Origin of the sequence: Sneathiella sp. (genome assembly GCF_036960985.1) — a bacterium.
GTDB lineage: Bacteria > Pseudomonadota > Alphaproteobacteria > Sneathiellales > Sneathiellaceae > Sneathiella.
Genome location: NZ_JBALWD010000004.1, coordinates 170,754 through 184,889, shown reverse-complemented (window position 1 = coordinate 184,889; position 14,136 = coordinate 170,754). Strand labels below are relative to the sequence as shown.

Sequence of the window (14,136 nt, the reverse complement as noted above, 5' to 3'; positions counted from 1 at the left end):
TTTTGAGAAGCCGGAGCTCTAGTACCTGCTCGGCAACGACTTCTTTTCAGCTCACGTGCCTCGCGGCGATGGTCTCATCGCCACGCAATCTTTCTAGCACAATGCGGATTTTCTTTTCTGCGGAGTATTGCTTGCGTGTAGCTCGGCCAAAGTCTTTGATTACCTTGGCTGCACCCGTCTGTCTTGTCTGAGATTTCTGTTTCGTCTTCATTCCCTTAACGGTCATTACGATGAACCAAAAACCCTCTCTTATGCAATGCCGCTAAGTTGTTCCATAGGCGTTGACGTCAAACAGTTAAGGGTGAAGAGTCACGAAAAAACGCAATGCGGGATCATAGGAAAACAATTCTATCTTATTGAATTCGCTTCTTTTTTCCGCAAGTATCGGGGACATATCGTGATGCTTGAATAACAAGGATCGTGTTTTCTGCCAATGCATCCACGCTGCAACCGGGTTATTCATTAATCGTATTTCGGTATACAGATCATTGATCTGGCGTCGCCAATCAGCAAGTGCTGCCATCGGTACAGTGTCAAATACAGTCATATTCAAAATCCGTAAAAAGAGGCGCCTAATTTTTATGGTACCTGCGCCAATCTACACAGATTTCAAAACCGATTAATGTGACTGTCGTACGATATTAGGTTTTTACTTTTAACATTTTAGGATCATACAAAGGCTTCAAAGATGGACTGGCAGAAAACCTTTCACCGGCAACTTCTATTTCATAATCACCTGCCAAAATGTATGCAGGCGTCGTATCCCCGTCCGGGCAATCAACATAGGCAAAGCCCAGAGAAGCCCCGATTGTGTGACCATACATTGCCGAGGTTATATAACCCACCAGTGTTCCGTCCCTGTACACGGGCTCATTGTGGTAAAGAAGTGGTTCAGGATCATCGAGTTTCAGAAGTACCAGGCGTCGTTTTAACCCATTCTCCTTTTGTACGACCAAAGCTTCTCGGCCGATAAAACCACCTTGTTTGTCCATTTTAACAGCAAACCCGAGGCCGGATTCAAGCGGTGTATCTTCATCAGTAATATCATGTCCCCAATGGCGATATGCCTTTTCCATCCGCAGCGAATTGAGGGCGTGGTAACCAGCATGCACAAGTCCGTGATTTTTACCTTCAGCAATGATGCTATCGTATACATCCTGAACAAATTCCATGGGGATATAAAGTTCCCAGCCAAGTTCACCTACATAGGTAATTCGAGCGGCACGTACTCTAGCGTAGCCCAAGTCAATCATCGCACTAGTCGCAAAGGGAAATCCCTCATCAGACATATCGTCCGGAGTCAGACTGGAGAGCAAGGCTCGAGAATTTGGTCCCATGATGCCAAGCACCGCGTATGCAGATGTCATATCTGTTGCAATTGCATGTGCCCCGTCTGGAATATTTCTCTCCAGCCAACTGAAATCTCGAATTTGTGAGGTACCAGACGTCACAATTAGGTAGTGATCTTCTGCAAGACGGGTGATCGTCAGATCTGACTCAATTCCGCCCCGATCATTGAGCCATTGCGTATAGACGATCCGGTCAATGTCCACGTCGATATCGTTCGCACAAATCTTATTGAGAACCTGTGTTGCCTCCCGCCCTTTTAGTTCGTATTTCGCAAACGATGTCTGATCGAACAAACCGACTGCTTCGCGCACCGCTTTATGTTCGGCCGCACTATGTTCAAACCAGTTTTGGCGACCATAGCTATATTCATATTTAGCTTCGACACCTTCAGGTGCATACCAGTTAGGGCGCTCCCACCCTGCCAACTCGCCAAAACAGGCGCCAGCAGATTTCAAGCTGTTATAAAGGGGTGATTTCCTGACGCCACGTGCAGATTCAACCTGCCGAAATGGCCAATGCATTGCATATAAAAGCCCAAGAGATTCGACTGTACGATCACGAAGATATTTACGATTGGTTTGAAAAGGCATCATTCGGCGAATATCCACATCCCATAGATCCATAGGGGGATAGCCATCCAACACCCAATCAGCCAGGACTCGCCCCGCCCCACCAGCCGATTGGATACCTACGGAATTGAATCCGGCGGCGACAAAGAAATTCTTAAGCTCCGGTGCCTCTCCCAATAAATACCGATCATCAGGCGTGAAGCTCTCTGGCCCATTAAAAAACAATTGTATACCTGCAGTCTCCAACGCCGGAAGCCGTTGCAAGGCCAATTCGAGAATGGGCTCGAAATGATCCCAGTCATCCGGCAATTGATCAAAAGAAAACCTGTCTGGAATTCCATCCATCCCCCAAGGTTTGGCAACAGGTTCAAAACATCCTAACAACAGCTTTCCGGCATCTTCCTTGTAATAAGCATAAGCATCAGGATCCCGAACGACAGGCGCATTAGGCGCCAAGCCCTCCATAGGGTCCGTAACAATATAAAAATGCTCTGCGGCGTGTAGTGGTACATTTACGTCTGCCATACGACCCAGCTCGTGCCCCCACATGCCGCCGCAATTAATAACAATTTCAGCGTTGATCGGCCCTTGGTCAGTTTCAACCCCGGTTACCTTGCCACCTTCTTTCAGAATATTCGTGACACTGACGCCTTCGAATATTTTCGCGCCACGGGAACGCGCGCCTTTAGCCAAGGCCAATGTGATATCGACAGGGTTTGCTTTACCATCTGTCGGTAAAAACAAACCACCAATCAAATCGTCCGTCGCAAGTAACGGCCACAAATCCTTTATTTCCGATGGTGAAATCATATGGGATTCAATACCGAAGACAGTCGCCATAGACGCGGTGCGCTTAATTTCCTCAAGCCGATCCGTATTCGCCGTAACAAACATGGAACCTGTTTGCTGAAATCCAGTCGCCTGCCCGGTTTCCTCTTCTAGGCCCGCATAAAGCTCCGCAGTATATTTTGCCAACTGGGTCATGTTGTTGGTCGCCCGCATTTGACCAATCAATCCAGCCGCATGCCATGTGGTACCGCAAGTCAGTTGACTCCGTTCCAGCAGAACAACATCTGTACAGCCGCGCTTGGCCAGATGATAGGCGACGGAACACCCAATAACGCCCCCGCCAATAATTACGATTTGTGAGTGCTGGGGGATTGTCTTTGTCATGTTGTAAACCTCGAGCCAAATAAATGAAATGAGGCCCTTAGTCCGGCCTTGATAGCAAATAGTACTCCTAAAATGAAAATTTTATAGTTTTTTTTAGTTATACTAATATAATTTCAATTTATTTGAATGTGGGCTAAAATGCCGATAATGTAGGACTGTCGTACAAGACAGCGCTGCAAATTGGTGACTCTGCAATCGCAATTTTGACTAAGGCAACTTAACCGAACACCAACATGAAGAAATCAATTACAAAAAAAATCGGATTTACCGGCCAGCATGAACCATTTGGGGAGCAATCCAACGCTGACATTCCCTCCTCTGTTGGTGCGCAGGTTCGTCAATTACGCAAGGCACAGGGCTTAACTATTTCCGAACTTGCAATACGGATAAGCAAGTCTAATGGATATATTAGCCAGATTGAGCGAAACCTGTCAGGCGTATCAATTACCAGCTTGCAGAAAATTGCCAACGCTCTTGGAGTTCAAATTAACTGGTTTTTTCAGGGGCAAGGAATTGCACCGACTGAAGAGCGCGATATTATTGTCCGAGTAGATAATCGTCGCGTGATTGAGCTCGACCCAAACGGTGTAACGGAAGAATTGCTCTCGCCAACGTTGACCGGTCAATTCGAAATGTTGCGAACTATATTTGCACCTGGCGCATCTACAGGAGAGGAAGTCCGCACGCGACCAGGAGAAGAAGCCGGTGTTTTACTGAGCGGATCTCTAGACATCTGGATAGATGGCGTGCAATTTCATTTAAGTACAGGAGATAGCTTTTCGCTTCCCATCGCTGGCCAACATCGCTGTGAGAATAACGGTGAGATAGACGCCGAAGTAATTTGGATTATCAGCCCACCAGCCTATTAAAAATGGTTTGGGCACAGCGATCTAACACCGTGCCCAATTTTATTAAAATGGAGACTAACATCCGGCAACGCATGTTCCGATGCCATCAAATTCCATGACACTCCCGCTTAGAGGAATGTGAACTGGTACTTTTACCGTCTTTTGAAAAGCCTCTGTTCTCGTGCCCGGACGTACTTTTCCATTACGAATGGCTTCTTCATTGGCATGCGAAGCAATGACATAGATCGGCTTTACTAATTCATTAATGACGTAGGCCGCTTCCGTTGGGCCGGTGGTGAAGGTATCGCCGATATTTATTACTGCAAGCGCGGCTTTATAGAATTTTCGAACGACCAGCTCTTGCTCTGCTGTAATGCCTGTATCACCCGATAAATAGACCACAAGGCCGTTGGAGAAACGCACAACATGACCACCAATGCCTGCGGCGGCCATCGCTTCACCTAACTCTCCACCAATAAAACTTGGGGAGACGCCATTGCTATGGACAGCTGGAACAGTTGCAATCTCCACCCCTCCAATCTTTTTGCTGGCACCAAACCGGACTAAAAGCGAATTCTTAGGGTCACCGTCTAGCGCTTTCAACTTACCTGCAAAAAAGGCCGGCATTTCACTCCCCGTCACAATCTTGGCATTCTTGGCAAGGAGGATGTTAACCACATTCGTATTAGGGACTGCGGCAACAGATAGATCCGGCATCGCACAACTACCGGCGTTTGGTAAGGCATTGTGGCGAGAGCCAACTTGATCGCCATGCATATGGCTGACCAACACAACATCAATTATCCCCAACCTTGGATCCTCAGGCCCAGCCACCGTCATGCCGGGATCATACAGTAAGCGCGTTCCATCAGGATCTTCAAACAACAAGGCACGATCTAATCGGCAAAACTCACCTTCTTGCCCTCCCAGTGCCGTGACTTTGACATTGGCTGCCATCGCACTCGTCATCACTGTAGAGATAAGGCTGATGCCTAGTACTGCAAGATAAAGTGAAATCCTCATCATTTTTTTCCCCCTCGTCTTACGTTCCCGTATTGAAATCACCGAAAAATAGTGGCCTCTCTTACCATTCGATTGCAAGAAAATTTTCTTTTGTTCGTAAATCCGGCGGACCAAAATATGATGAGTTAAGATAGCGTTGTGCTTCCAAATTTGTTAGGTTTTGCCGTCAATCATAAAAGCTGCCGACAAGGAGCACGTAATGAACCTACATCATTTACTGAAACAAAGAGCCGAAAAGGATCGGCCGGTTGGCGTAGCTTTAATCGGTGCTGGAAAATTTGCGACGATGTTTTTAACACAAGCGCGGTTGACGACAGGGATGCATATTGTAGGCATTGCCGAATTAGAGGTTGTTCGCGGTCAGGCTGCTTGCTTGCTCGCCGGCTGGCCTGCTGAACAAATAGCCGCCCAAAACCTTGATGATGCCGCGAAAAGCCGAACAACCTTTATCACAGAAGACGTCGATGCCTTGATCGCCCATCCGGCAGTTGAGGTCGTGATAGATGCAACTGGAAATCCACATGCCGGCGTCGCACACTGCCTGAAAGCCATTGCGAACGGCAAACACATTGTCATGGTGAATGTTGAAGCTGATGCGCTTGCAGGCCCATTACTGGCTAGAAAAGCCAAACAAACAGGTGTAGTTTATTCCTTGGCTTGGGGTGACCAACCAGCCCTGATTTGTGAGCATGTGGATTGGGCTCGAGCGTGCGGTTTTACGGTTACGTGCGCAGGAAAAGGAACCCGCTACCTGCCGCAATACCATGGGCTGACACCTGACACTGTTTGGGACACACTGAAAATATACTTAGAGGTTGATGAAGATAGCGATATTAATCCCAAAATGTTCAATTCTTTCTTGGATGGCACAAAATCTGGTATCGAGATGACTGCAGTTTGCAATGCCACGGGGTTGGTTCCCCAGTCGGGCGGTTTGAGTTTCCCGCCCGCCAGTCGATTTGAACTTGCAGATACCTTTAAGCCTCAGGAAAAAGGCGGGATATTAAGTCGAACTGGCACAACTGAAGTTGCATCTTCCCTCTTTCGCGATGGAACAGATGTTCCTGCTCATCTCGTGATGGGGACCTTCGTCGTTATCGAAGGTGAAACAGATTATGCCCGCGAATGTTTTAAGCAATATCATATGCTTCCAGACAAAAGCCACCACTATGCCGCTCTTTATCGGCCGACACATATGATCGGAATGGAACTAGGTATTTCTGTCGCTTCGGCGGCCTGCCGCAATGAGCCTACTGGCGCGCCGACATGCTTTAACTCTGATGTTGTGTCCACTGCAAAACGTGATTTAAAAGCCGGAGAAATTCTGGATGGCGAAGGCGGCTTTATGGTTTGGGGCAAGCAAATGCCAGCCGCTGATTCCATGGCCGCCGGCGGGTTGCCGCTTGGTTTGGCTTCAGGCATTCGATTGAAAAACGACATTGCGAAAGGCAGCCGACTTTCCTGGGACGATGTTGAAATTGACAAAAACGATACAACCGTCAAATTTCGCCGCGAAATGGAAGCCGCCTTCTCCTTGCCCAACAGCTAAATACAAACCTGTCTTTGGCTTAGTTTTCTTCCCGCAATTCAACCCGGCGGATTTTACCTGAAATGGTTTTCGGTAAGGTTGTTACAAATTCCATCTTTCGAGGGTATTTATACGGCGCCGTCAAATTCTTGCAGAAGTCCTGAATTTCCGCTTTCAAAGTATCGCTCGCCTGGCCCGGATCCTTTAGAATAATATAGGCCTTAACAAGCTCGCCGCGTGTGCTGTCAGGTACTCCGATTACAGCGCTTTCAACCACCTCAGGGTGTTCTAAAAGAGCACTTTCAACTTCGAAGGGGCTGATCCGATAGCCGCCCGAACTAATTAGATCATCAGCTCTTCCTTCGAACCATAAATACCCGTCGGCATCCCGTTTCGCCGTGTCTCCGGTATAATACCATCCATGACTAAAGGAGCCTTTGTCCGGAGCCTCACCCGTATAATATCCGTCGAACAAACCCGGTGGCCAATCACCAGAAGTGTTTACGGCGATATGGCCAACTTCATTGTCCGGCAACCGGTTCCCTTCGTCATCAACGATATCTACATCGAATCCCGGAACCGGCTTTCCCATAGATCCGTAACGAATTTCCATGCCTGGAAAGTTGCCGACAATATTAATTGTCTCAGTTTGCCCGTATCCATCAGCAATGACATTTCCTGTATGTGTTTCCCAGAACCGGATCACTTCCGGATTAAGCGGCTCTCCGGCACCCAGTGAACGACGAAGGCCGGAAAAATCATAAGGAGTAAGGTCTTGCTGGGCAAACAGCCGGTAAACAGTGGGCGGTGCGCAGAAGGTCGATACGCCGAGGTCTTCAATCATCTTTAGGTGAAAGATAGGATCAAAAGCCCCTTCGCCGTCATACAAAACAATTTTCGAACCCGCCAATAAGGGAGGGAAGATTAATCCCCAGGCCGCTTTCGCCCAGCCCGTATCCGTTAAAGTCCAATGCACATCGCCATCGCGAAGATCCATCCAGAAAAGTGCCGTCGACGCATGCGCAAGGCCGTAGGCAAAATCCCGGGGTACCATCTTAGGCATGGAGGTTGTCCCCGATGTGAAATAAGCCATCATCATATCTGCAGCTTGTGTCGCTGGAAGCGACGTACGATCTATTTCCGCCGAATTTTCATTCAACAAATCTTCCATGGACAACCAGCCCGGATATGAACCACCAATGACGATACAATGCTCGATGCTGGGGCATTGATCACGGACTTCTTCGAATTTAGGGCAATGTTCCGGTGTGACAACAATGAACCGTGCATTGGATCGCTGAATACGGTATGCCAAATCCTTGGCCGTCAACAAGTTGGTGCCTGGCATGGAAATCGCGCCTATTTTCATACAGGCAAACAACACTGTATACCACGCAGGGATACGGCCAATGACAACACAGCCGAAATCACCCTTGTCAATACCAAGGGCCATAAACGCGTTTGCAAGGCGGTTGGAATCTTTCGAAAAGGTGTCATAAGTTACCTCTTCTATTTTTGAATGATCTCGCGAGACCGCGATAACCGCTACTTTTGTTCTATCCTCAGCTTTCTTATCAATAACATCAAAGGCAAAATTAAAATCATCTGGAATATTCAGACTGTAAGATGATTTGGCTGTTTGATAGTTTCTGTTTTCCGCTTCTAGATTCATGCTGTTTTCCCAGAGTTGTCGCGCCCTCGACATAATTTTCAACAGCCTACACTTTCTCTGACTTTATTTTCAAGAAGCATGACAAATTTGATGAATGGGAAGTAGGATCAAGATCATGATTTGACGACGTCAGTTATCCGCGTACTGTATCATTACACGTCATTTTTACCTCACGATCAGAAAGCAGAACGCATGAAAGAATTCGAAACAAATATTGCCACTGTTGACGGGGACATGGATACTTTTATCTGCCACCCGGAAGAAGGTGGACCTTTTCCCGCTGTCATTATGTATATGGATGCGCCAGGTATACGCGAAGAACTACGAGATATGGCTCGACGCATTGGTACCGCAGGGTATTATGTGATTTTACCGAATTTGTATTATCGTTGGGGCCGCGAGGATAATTATGGATTTGAGCGCACACGGATACGGGAAGACGAAAACGAACTTCAAAAGATGTTCGACATGATGAACGCCGCCACTACAGAAAAAATTGTCGCCGATACGCGGCCAATGCTTGATTTCATTACAAATGATCTGCAAGCAAAAGAGGGTCCCGTCGGCGCCGTTGGATACTGTATGAGCGGAAAATATATCGTCGGTATCGGCGCCACCTACCCGGACGAATTCGCTGCCCTCGCGTCTTATTATGGCGTTGGAATTCAAACCGAAGAATCCGACTCGCCGCATCTCAGCGCACATAAAATTAAAGGGGAGCTTTATCTCGCCTTTGCCGAAGAAGATGTGTACGTGCCCGGCCCGCTTCTCAAAAGCATTCCCGAAGAAATGGCAAAAGCTGGTATCAACTGTCGGGTTGAAGTCTATCCCGGCACTGGCCACGGATTTGCGTTCCCTGAAAGACCAATCTACCACAAACAAGCGGCAGAAAGGCATTGGGAGCGTATGTTAGCTCTTTTCGACCGAAATCTAAAGGCTTAGACAGTTACGAAGAAAAGTTGGCTAGCAATAGCGGTTAACGAGATTTTCAAGTTCTTCTTGCCGACCAGATCTAGGTTTCGGATCGAGATTATCGCGGATGGCACGTTCAGACAAATCCTTCAAGGACAGGGTTCCGTTCAGGTATCCCTGTCCTAATTCACTTTCCCAGTCAGCGTATCTATCCGTGACTGCTTGTTTCAGTTTATTTTCTTCAATCATCTTCGCCGCATTGAGCAACCCTCGGGCGCACACATCCATGCCTCCGATATGGCCATGGAACATATCAGCCGGATCAATTGACTGACGGCGGAGTTTCGCATCAAAATTCAATCCGCCTGACGTCAACCCACCAGCCTGAAGAATGTAATACATCGCCAGGGTTATCTCTGGCACATTGTTCGGAAACTGATCTGTATCCCAGCCGTTTTGCGGATCCCCCCGGTTCATATCAATGCTCCCGAGAATACCATTGGCGGCGGCATAGGCAATTTCATGCTCGAAACTATGGCCTGACAAGGTCGCGTGGTTTGCTTCGATGTTCACTTTAACCTCATTTTCCAGACCATATTTTTGTAAAAACGCATTAACGGATTGGCTATCGTAATCGTACTGATGCTTTGTTGGTTCCTGTGGTTTGGGCTCAATCAGAACCATCCCCTTGAAACCAATTTTATGTTTGTGTTCTACCACCAAGTTCAAAAAGCGGCCCAGCTGGTTTATTTCTTGTTTTAAGTCCGTATTGAGCAAACAATCATAACCCTCCCGTCCCCCCCAGAGGACATAATTCTCTCCGCCCAATCGATGCGTAGATTCAAGTGCTTCAAGAACTTGTGCCGCGGCATAGGCAACGACTTCAGGATTGGGATTTGTTGCTGCACCGGACATGAAGCGATGATGGCTAAATAAATTGGCGGTGCCCCAAAGTAGTTTCCTGCCCGTGGCCTCCATCTTGCCTTCCATTTTATCAACCAGGCGACGGAGGTTATCGTTGGTCTCCGCTAATGTATCACCTTCCGGTGCCACATCGCGATCATGAAAGCAAAAATAAGGAGCGCCCAATTTTTCAAAAAATTCAAACGCCACATCCATTTTGAGTTCCGCCATCTGCATGGGATCCCCTCGCTCGAACCAGGGTCGGAACATGGTTTTTCCCCCAAACGGATCATTCCCTTCCCAACAGAAAGTATGCCAGTAACACACGGCAAACCGTAAATGATCTTCCATACGCTTGCCCATTACAATCCGATCTGCGTCATAAAATCGATATGCCAGCGAATTTTCAGTATTCTGGCCTTCATATTTAATTTTTTTTATGTTGTTAAAGAACTCGCTCATGCCGCTCCCTCGCCGCTCAAATCATTGTTTAAATTCATGTTCCAGCGCCTGATAAAGACGCCGATATCGTTGATGCTTAGCTTGCATTTTTTCTTTCTGCTGCAAGTCTGGCTCTATTACTTTGCGAATTTCCGGAGGTACGCAAATATCTAAAACGTCTTCGCCAGTAACAGCGAGCCGTGCAATTCGCGCCGCACCAAAGCTCGGCCCCATTTCACCGCCTTTGTGGTAAACAAGAGTTTGATCCAGTGCCGTCGCCAGTATCTCGCCCCAAAGATCACTTTGTGCTCCGCCGCCAATTACTGAAATATGGTCGATTTTGGCATCTGCTGCCAATAGCGCATCCTTTCCGTCCGCCAGAGCAAAGGCCACACCTTCAAGGACTGATCTTGCCAAAGCGGCGGAGTCACTATCATGAGAAAGTCCAAAGAAAACGCCTTTCGCATTAGGATTGTTATGAGGCGTTCTTTCTCCCGATAAGTACGGCAAGAAAAGGAGATCATCACGAACATCGGTATTCGCCACCGCATTGAGAAGGTCCGCCTCGTTCTTTGAACCCGTCAGTTTCGTCACCCAGCTCAGACAACTCGCTGCGCTTAATATGACACTCATCTGATGCCAGGTATTTGGCAGGCAATGGCAAAAAGCGTGAACAGCATCTGCAGGGTTGGGCATGAACTGGTCATTGCTTAAAAACAAAACGCCCGACGTCCCAAGTGACAAAAAAGCATGTCCTGGCTTTACTGCGCCAATTCCAACGGCGCCGGCAGCATTGTCGCCGGCACCACCTGCAACGACTACATTTTTAGATAACCCATAAGCGTCCGTTATTTCGGGTTTTACGGTGCCCGAAATGTCAGTTCCTTCTATAAGCGTTGGCATGTGTTCTAGAGACAAACCCGTTGCAGCTAACAATTCTTCAGACCATTTTCGTTGTGCGACGTCGAGCCAGAGCGTGCCAGCAGCATCTGACATCTCGGCAATGTAGTCGCCGGTCAAGCAGTAACGAATATAGTCCTTGGGCAGTAGAACTTTGACTACTTGCTCGAAGACTTCGGGTTCATTTTTTGCAACCCATAAAAGTTTTGGAGCTGTAAAACCAGGCATTGCAATGTTGCCCGAAACCTCCCTTAGATTTGGTTCAAGGGATTCCATTTCCCGACATTCGATTGCACTTCGACCATCATTCCACAAAATCGCGGGGCGTAAGACATTGCCTGCTTTATCCAATAGAACGGCGCCATGCATTTGGCCGGCAACGCCAATTGATTTTACCGACGCTAGAGCCAATGCATTCTGTTGTCGCAGTAGACCGAGAGTTCCTAACACCGCTTTCCACCAATCCAGCGGATCCTGCTCTGACCACAACGGTGCTGGCCTGCTGATCTCCAACGGAACTTCTGCCAGAGCAACAATATCTTGATCTTCGTCGCAAATAACCGCCTTCACGGCAGATGTTCCTATGTCCAGCCCCAAATACATTTGCGTTCCCTAATTAAATGACACCCAGGCCGCGTTACGTTTTGATGACCTGACGCAGGCATCGATAAATTGCACACCCTGCAATCCATCCTGAACAGTTGGATAAATAACCTCAGGGGGGCATTTTTCACCTGAGCGCGCTGCAATAATTGCCACGGCAGCCTCGCCATAAATATTTGCAAAACCCTCTAAATATCCTTCAGGATGACCGGGTGGGATCCGGCTCATCCGTGCTGCAGCTTCTCCGGAACCGGCTCCCCCTCGGGTTATCAGGCGCTTAGGTTCACCAAAGGGCGTATGCCACAGATAATTGGGGTCCTCTTGTGCCCATTCCAATCCGCCTTTTTCGCCATACACACGGATACGCAAGGAGTTTTCATTTCCGGGCGCAACCTGGCTGCTCCATAACATGCCGCGTGCACCGCCTTTGAAACGCAGCATTACATGAGCATTGTCATCCACGGCTCGCCCGGGAACGAAAGCCTGTAGATCTGCTGCCAAGCTATCCAGTTCCAGGCCAGTAACAAAACTAACGAGATTGAACGCGTGTGTTCCTATATCCCCTGTAGAACCACCAGCCCCGGCTCTCTCCGGATCGGTCCGCCATTGCGCTTGTTTATTGTCTTCGGCAACGGTTAGCCAGTCTTGAGGATATTCAACCTGAACAACACGGATGGCTCCAATCTCTCCTGCATGGATCATTTCTTGAGCCTGTCGCACCATCGGGTAACCGGTATAATTATGAGTAAGGATAAACAAAGCATCTGAAGCGTCTGCAACTTTCACTAACTTCTTTGCATCCCTTAAAGTGGATGTCAGAGGTTTATCACAAATAACGTGAATACCGCGCTTTAGAAATTCACGAGCGGCAGCAAAATGCACATGGTTCGGCGCAACTATCGACACTGCCTCAACACCGTTTTTGAGGCGTGCTTCGCGGATTGCCATTTGTTTGAAATCACCATAAATTCGATCCGGCGCCAACCCAAGCGCTTCACCCGATGCCCGCGCCTTCTCCGGTGTCGATGATAGGGCACCCGCTACCAAATCGAACTTTCCATCAATCCGGGATGCGATCCGATGCACCCCGCCAATAAATGCGTCATTACCGCCGCCAACCATTCCCAGGCGAATACGTCCAGCCGCCGTCATTACGAAATCCCCAGCATTTTTTTATTGGCCTCTTCATCTGTGCCGCCATCTGCGAAGTCATCAAATGCCCGTTCGGTCACTCGAATAATGTGATCTTTGACAAATTGAGCTCCTTCACGTGCGCCATCTTCAGGATGCTTGAGACAGCATTCCCACTCGACAACTGCCCAACCATCAAAATCATTCGCCGCCATCTTGGAAAAAATAGACACGAAATCGACTTGCCCGTCTCCTAAACTACGGAACCGTCCAGCTCGATCGACCCAAGGCTGATATCCGCTGTAAACTCCTTGTCTGCCTGTCGGGTTAAACTCCGCATCCTTGACGTGAAACATCTTGATACGGTCTTTATAAATATCGATATGATCGAGATAATCGAGGCATTGCAGAACATAGTGTGACGGATCATACAGCATGTTACAGCGAATGTGGTTATTGACCCTTTCCAGAAACATTTCAAAAGTGATGCCGTCGTGTAAATCTTCGCCGGGATGAATTTCATAACATACGTTAACGCCGCAATCTTCTGCGTGATCCAACAATGGCCGCCAGCGCTTGGCCAATTCGTCAAAGGCAGTATCGATAAGCCCTGCCGGCCGTTGCGGCCATGGATAAATATAGGGCCACGCCAGAGCGCCGGAAAACGTCACATGATCTGTCATTCCTAAATTCTTTGATGCGGATAACGCCATTTTCACCTGATTGACTGCCCATTCTTGACGCGCCTTTGGGTTTCCATGAACTTCTGGTGCGGCAAACCCATCAAATGCTGCATCATAAGCTGGGTGTACAGCGACCAGCTGTCCTTGCAGATGCGTCGAGAGTTCGGTTACCTGGATACCGTTTGCCGCGGCTTGGCCAGCAAACTCATCGCAATAATCTTTCGAGGTGGATGCCGTCGACAGATCAAATAATCGTGCGTCCCAACTGGGAACCTGCACGCCGCTATACCCGCATTCTGCGGCCCATTTGGTTATATTGTCCCATGAATCGAATGGTGCCTCGTCGCCAGCAAATTGGGCTAGAAACAGTGATGGACCTTTTATCGTTTTCATTATTTTC

Annotated in this window: 11 protein-coding genes and 1 pseudogene; 3 read left to right on the top strand and 9 right to left on the bottom strand. The window is 48.2% G+C overall.

Annotated elements, in window-relative coordinates:
* Positions 1-64 precede the first annotated feature (64 nt).
* The 3 genes and pseudogenes from V7723_RS19745 to V7723_RS03875 form a co-directional block, all read right to left on the bottom strand.
* Positions 65-211: pseudogene (locus tag V7723_RS19745) on the bottom strand (IS3 family transposase); the annotation flags it as partial.
* 84 nt (positions 212-295) lie between these two features.
* On the bottom strand, positions 296-547 hold the full coding sequence (locus tag V7723_RS03880; protein WP_335683120.1) for a hypothetical protein: 252 nt from the start codon (positions 545-547) through the stop codon (positions 296-298).
* A gap of 94 nt (positions 548-641) precedes the next feature.
* A complete protein-coding gene (locus tag V7723_RS03875; protein WP_335683119.1) occupies positions 642-3,092 on the bottom strand; it encodes a GcvT family protein in 2,451 nt (816 codons plus the stop codon).
* A gap of 233 nt (positions 3,093-3,325) precedes the next feature.
* On the opposite strand from V7723_RS03875, the gene V7723_RS03870 reads away from it, so the two are divergent.
* Positions 3,326-3,961 (top strand): helix-turn-helix domain-containing protein, encoded by a 636-nt coding sequence (locus V7723_RS03870; RefSeq protein WP_335683118.1) that lies wholly within the window; start codon positions 3,326-3,328, stop codon positions 3,959-3,961.
* A gap of 54 nt (positions 3,962-4,015) precedes the next feature.
* On the opposite strand, the gene V7723_RS03865 is transcribed toward V7723_RS03870, so the two are convergent.
* Positions 4,016-4,963, bottom strand: coding sequence for an MBL fold metallo-hydrolase (locus V7723_RS03865; protein WP_443024183.1), 948 nt, complete (start codon positions 4,961-4,963; stop codon positions 4,016-4,018).
* Between the two features lie 199 nt (positions 4,964-5,162).
* Here V7723_RS03865 and V7723_RS03860 point away from each other — a divergent pair, with 199 nt between their 5' ends.
* Positions 5,163-6,512 (top strand): NAD(P)H-dependent oxidoreductase, encoded by a 1,350-nt coding sequence (locus V7723_RS03860; RefSeq protein ID WP_335683116.1) that lies wholly within the window; start codon positions 5,163-5,165, stop codon positions 6,510-6,512.
* Between the two features lie 19 nt (positions 6,513-6,531).
* Here V7723_RS03860 and V7723_RS03855 read toward each other — a convergent pair whose 3' ends face one another.
* Positions 6,532-8,163, bottom strand: a complete 1,632-nt coding sequence (locus V7723_RS03855) for an acyl-CoA synthetase (protein WP_335683115.1) — start codon at positions 8,161-8,163, stop codon at positions 6,532-6,534.
* Positions 8,164-8,283: 120 nt separating this feature from the next.
* Between V7723_RS03855 and V7723_RS03850 the strand changes: the two genes are divergently transcribed.
* Entirely contained in the window at positions 8,284-9,105 is an 822-nt protein-coding gene (locus V7723_RS03850; protein WP_335683114.1) for a dienelactone hydrolase family protein, read from the top strand.
* Between the two features lie 21 nt (positions 9,106-9,126).
* Here V7723_RS03850 and xylA read toward each other — a convergent pair whose 3' ends face one another.
* From xylA to V7723_RS03830, 4 genes are read right to left on the bottom strand one after another with little or no spacing between them, the layout of a single operon-like run.
* A complete protein-coding gene (gene xylA, locus V7723_RS03845) occupies positions 9,127-10,440 on the bottom strand; it encodes a xylose isomerase (protein WP_335683113.1) in 1,314 nt (437 codons plus the stop codon).
* Between the two features lie 21 nt (positions 10,441-10,461).
* A complete protein-coding gene (gene xylB, locus V7723_RS03840) occupies positions 10,462-11,922 on the bottom strand; it encodes a xylulokinase (protein ID WP_335683112.1) in 1,461 nt (486 codons plus the stop codon).
* Between the two features lie 9 nt (positions 11,923-11,931).
* Positions 11,932-13,074 (bottom strand): Gfo/Idh/MocA family protein, encoded by a 1,143-nt coding sequence (locus V7723_RS03835; RefSeq protein ID WP_335683111.1) that lies wholly within the window; start codon positions 13,072-13,074, stop codon positions 11,932-11,934.
* Entirely contained in the window at positions 13,074-14,129 is a 1,056-nt protein-coding gene (locus V7723_RS03830; RefSeq protein ID WP_335683110.1) for a sugar phosphate isomerase/epimerase family protein, read from the bottom strand. The genes V7723_RS03835 and V7723_RS03830 overlap by 1 nt, the downstream gene beginning before the upstream one ends.
* Between the last annotated feature and the right edge of the window lie 7 nt (positions 14,130-14,136).

Excerpts from the sequence above, each read along its gene's own strand:
- V7723_RS03880 (WP_335683120.1), bottom strand. The coding sequence starts at position 547 with ATGACTGTATTTGACACTGTACCGATGGCAGCACTTGCTGATTGGCGA.
- V7723_RS03875 (WP_335683119.1), bottom strand. The coding sequence starts at position 3,092 with ATGACAAAGACAATCCCCCAGCACTCACAAATCGTAATTATTGGCGGG.
- V7723_RS03870 (WP_335683118.1), top strand. The coding sequence starts at position 3,326 with ATGAAGAAATCAATTACAAAAAAAATCGGATTTACCGGCCAGCATGAA.
- V7723_RS03865 (WP_443024183.1), bottom strand. The coding sequence starts at position 4,963 with ATGAGGATTTCACTTTATCTTGCAGTACTAGGCATCAGCCTTATCTCT.
- V7723_RS03860 (WP_335683116.1), top strand. The coding sequence starts at position 5,163 with ATGAACCTACATCATTTACTGAAACAAAGAGCCGAAAAGGATCGGCCG.
- V7723_RS03855 (WP_335683115.1), bottom strand. The coding sequence starts at position 8,163 with ATGAATCTAGAAGCGGAAAACAGAAACTATCAAACAGCCAAATCATCT.
- xylA (WP_335683113.1), bottom strand. The coding sequence starts at position 10,440 with ATGAGCGAGTTCTTTAACAACATAAAAAAAATTAAATATGAAGGCCAG.
- xylB (WP_335683112.1), bottom strand. The coding sequence starts at position 11,922 with ATGTATTTGGGGCTGGACATAGGAACATCTGCCGTGAAGGCGGTTATT.
- V7723_RS03835 (WP_335683111.1), bottom strand. The coding sequence starts at position 13,074 with ATGACGGCGGCTGGACGTATTCGCCTGGGAATGGTTGGCGGCGGTAAT.
- V7723_RS03830 (WP_335683110.1), bottom strand. The coding sequence starts at position 14,129 with ATGAAAACGATAAAAGGTCCATCACTGTTTCTAGCCCAATTTGCTGGC.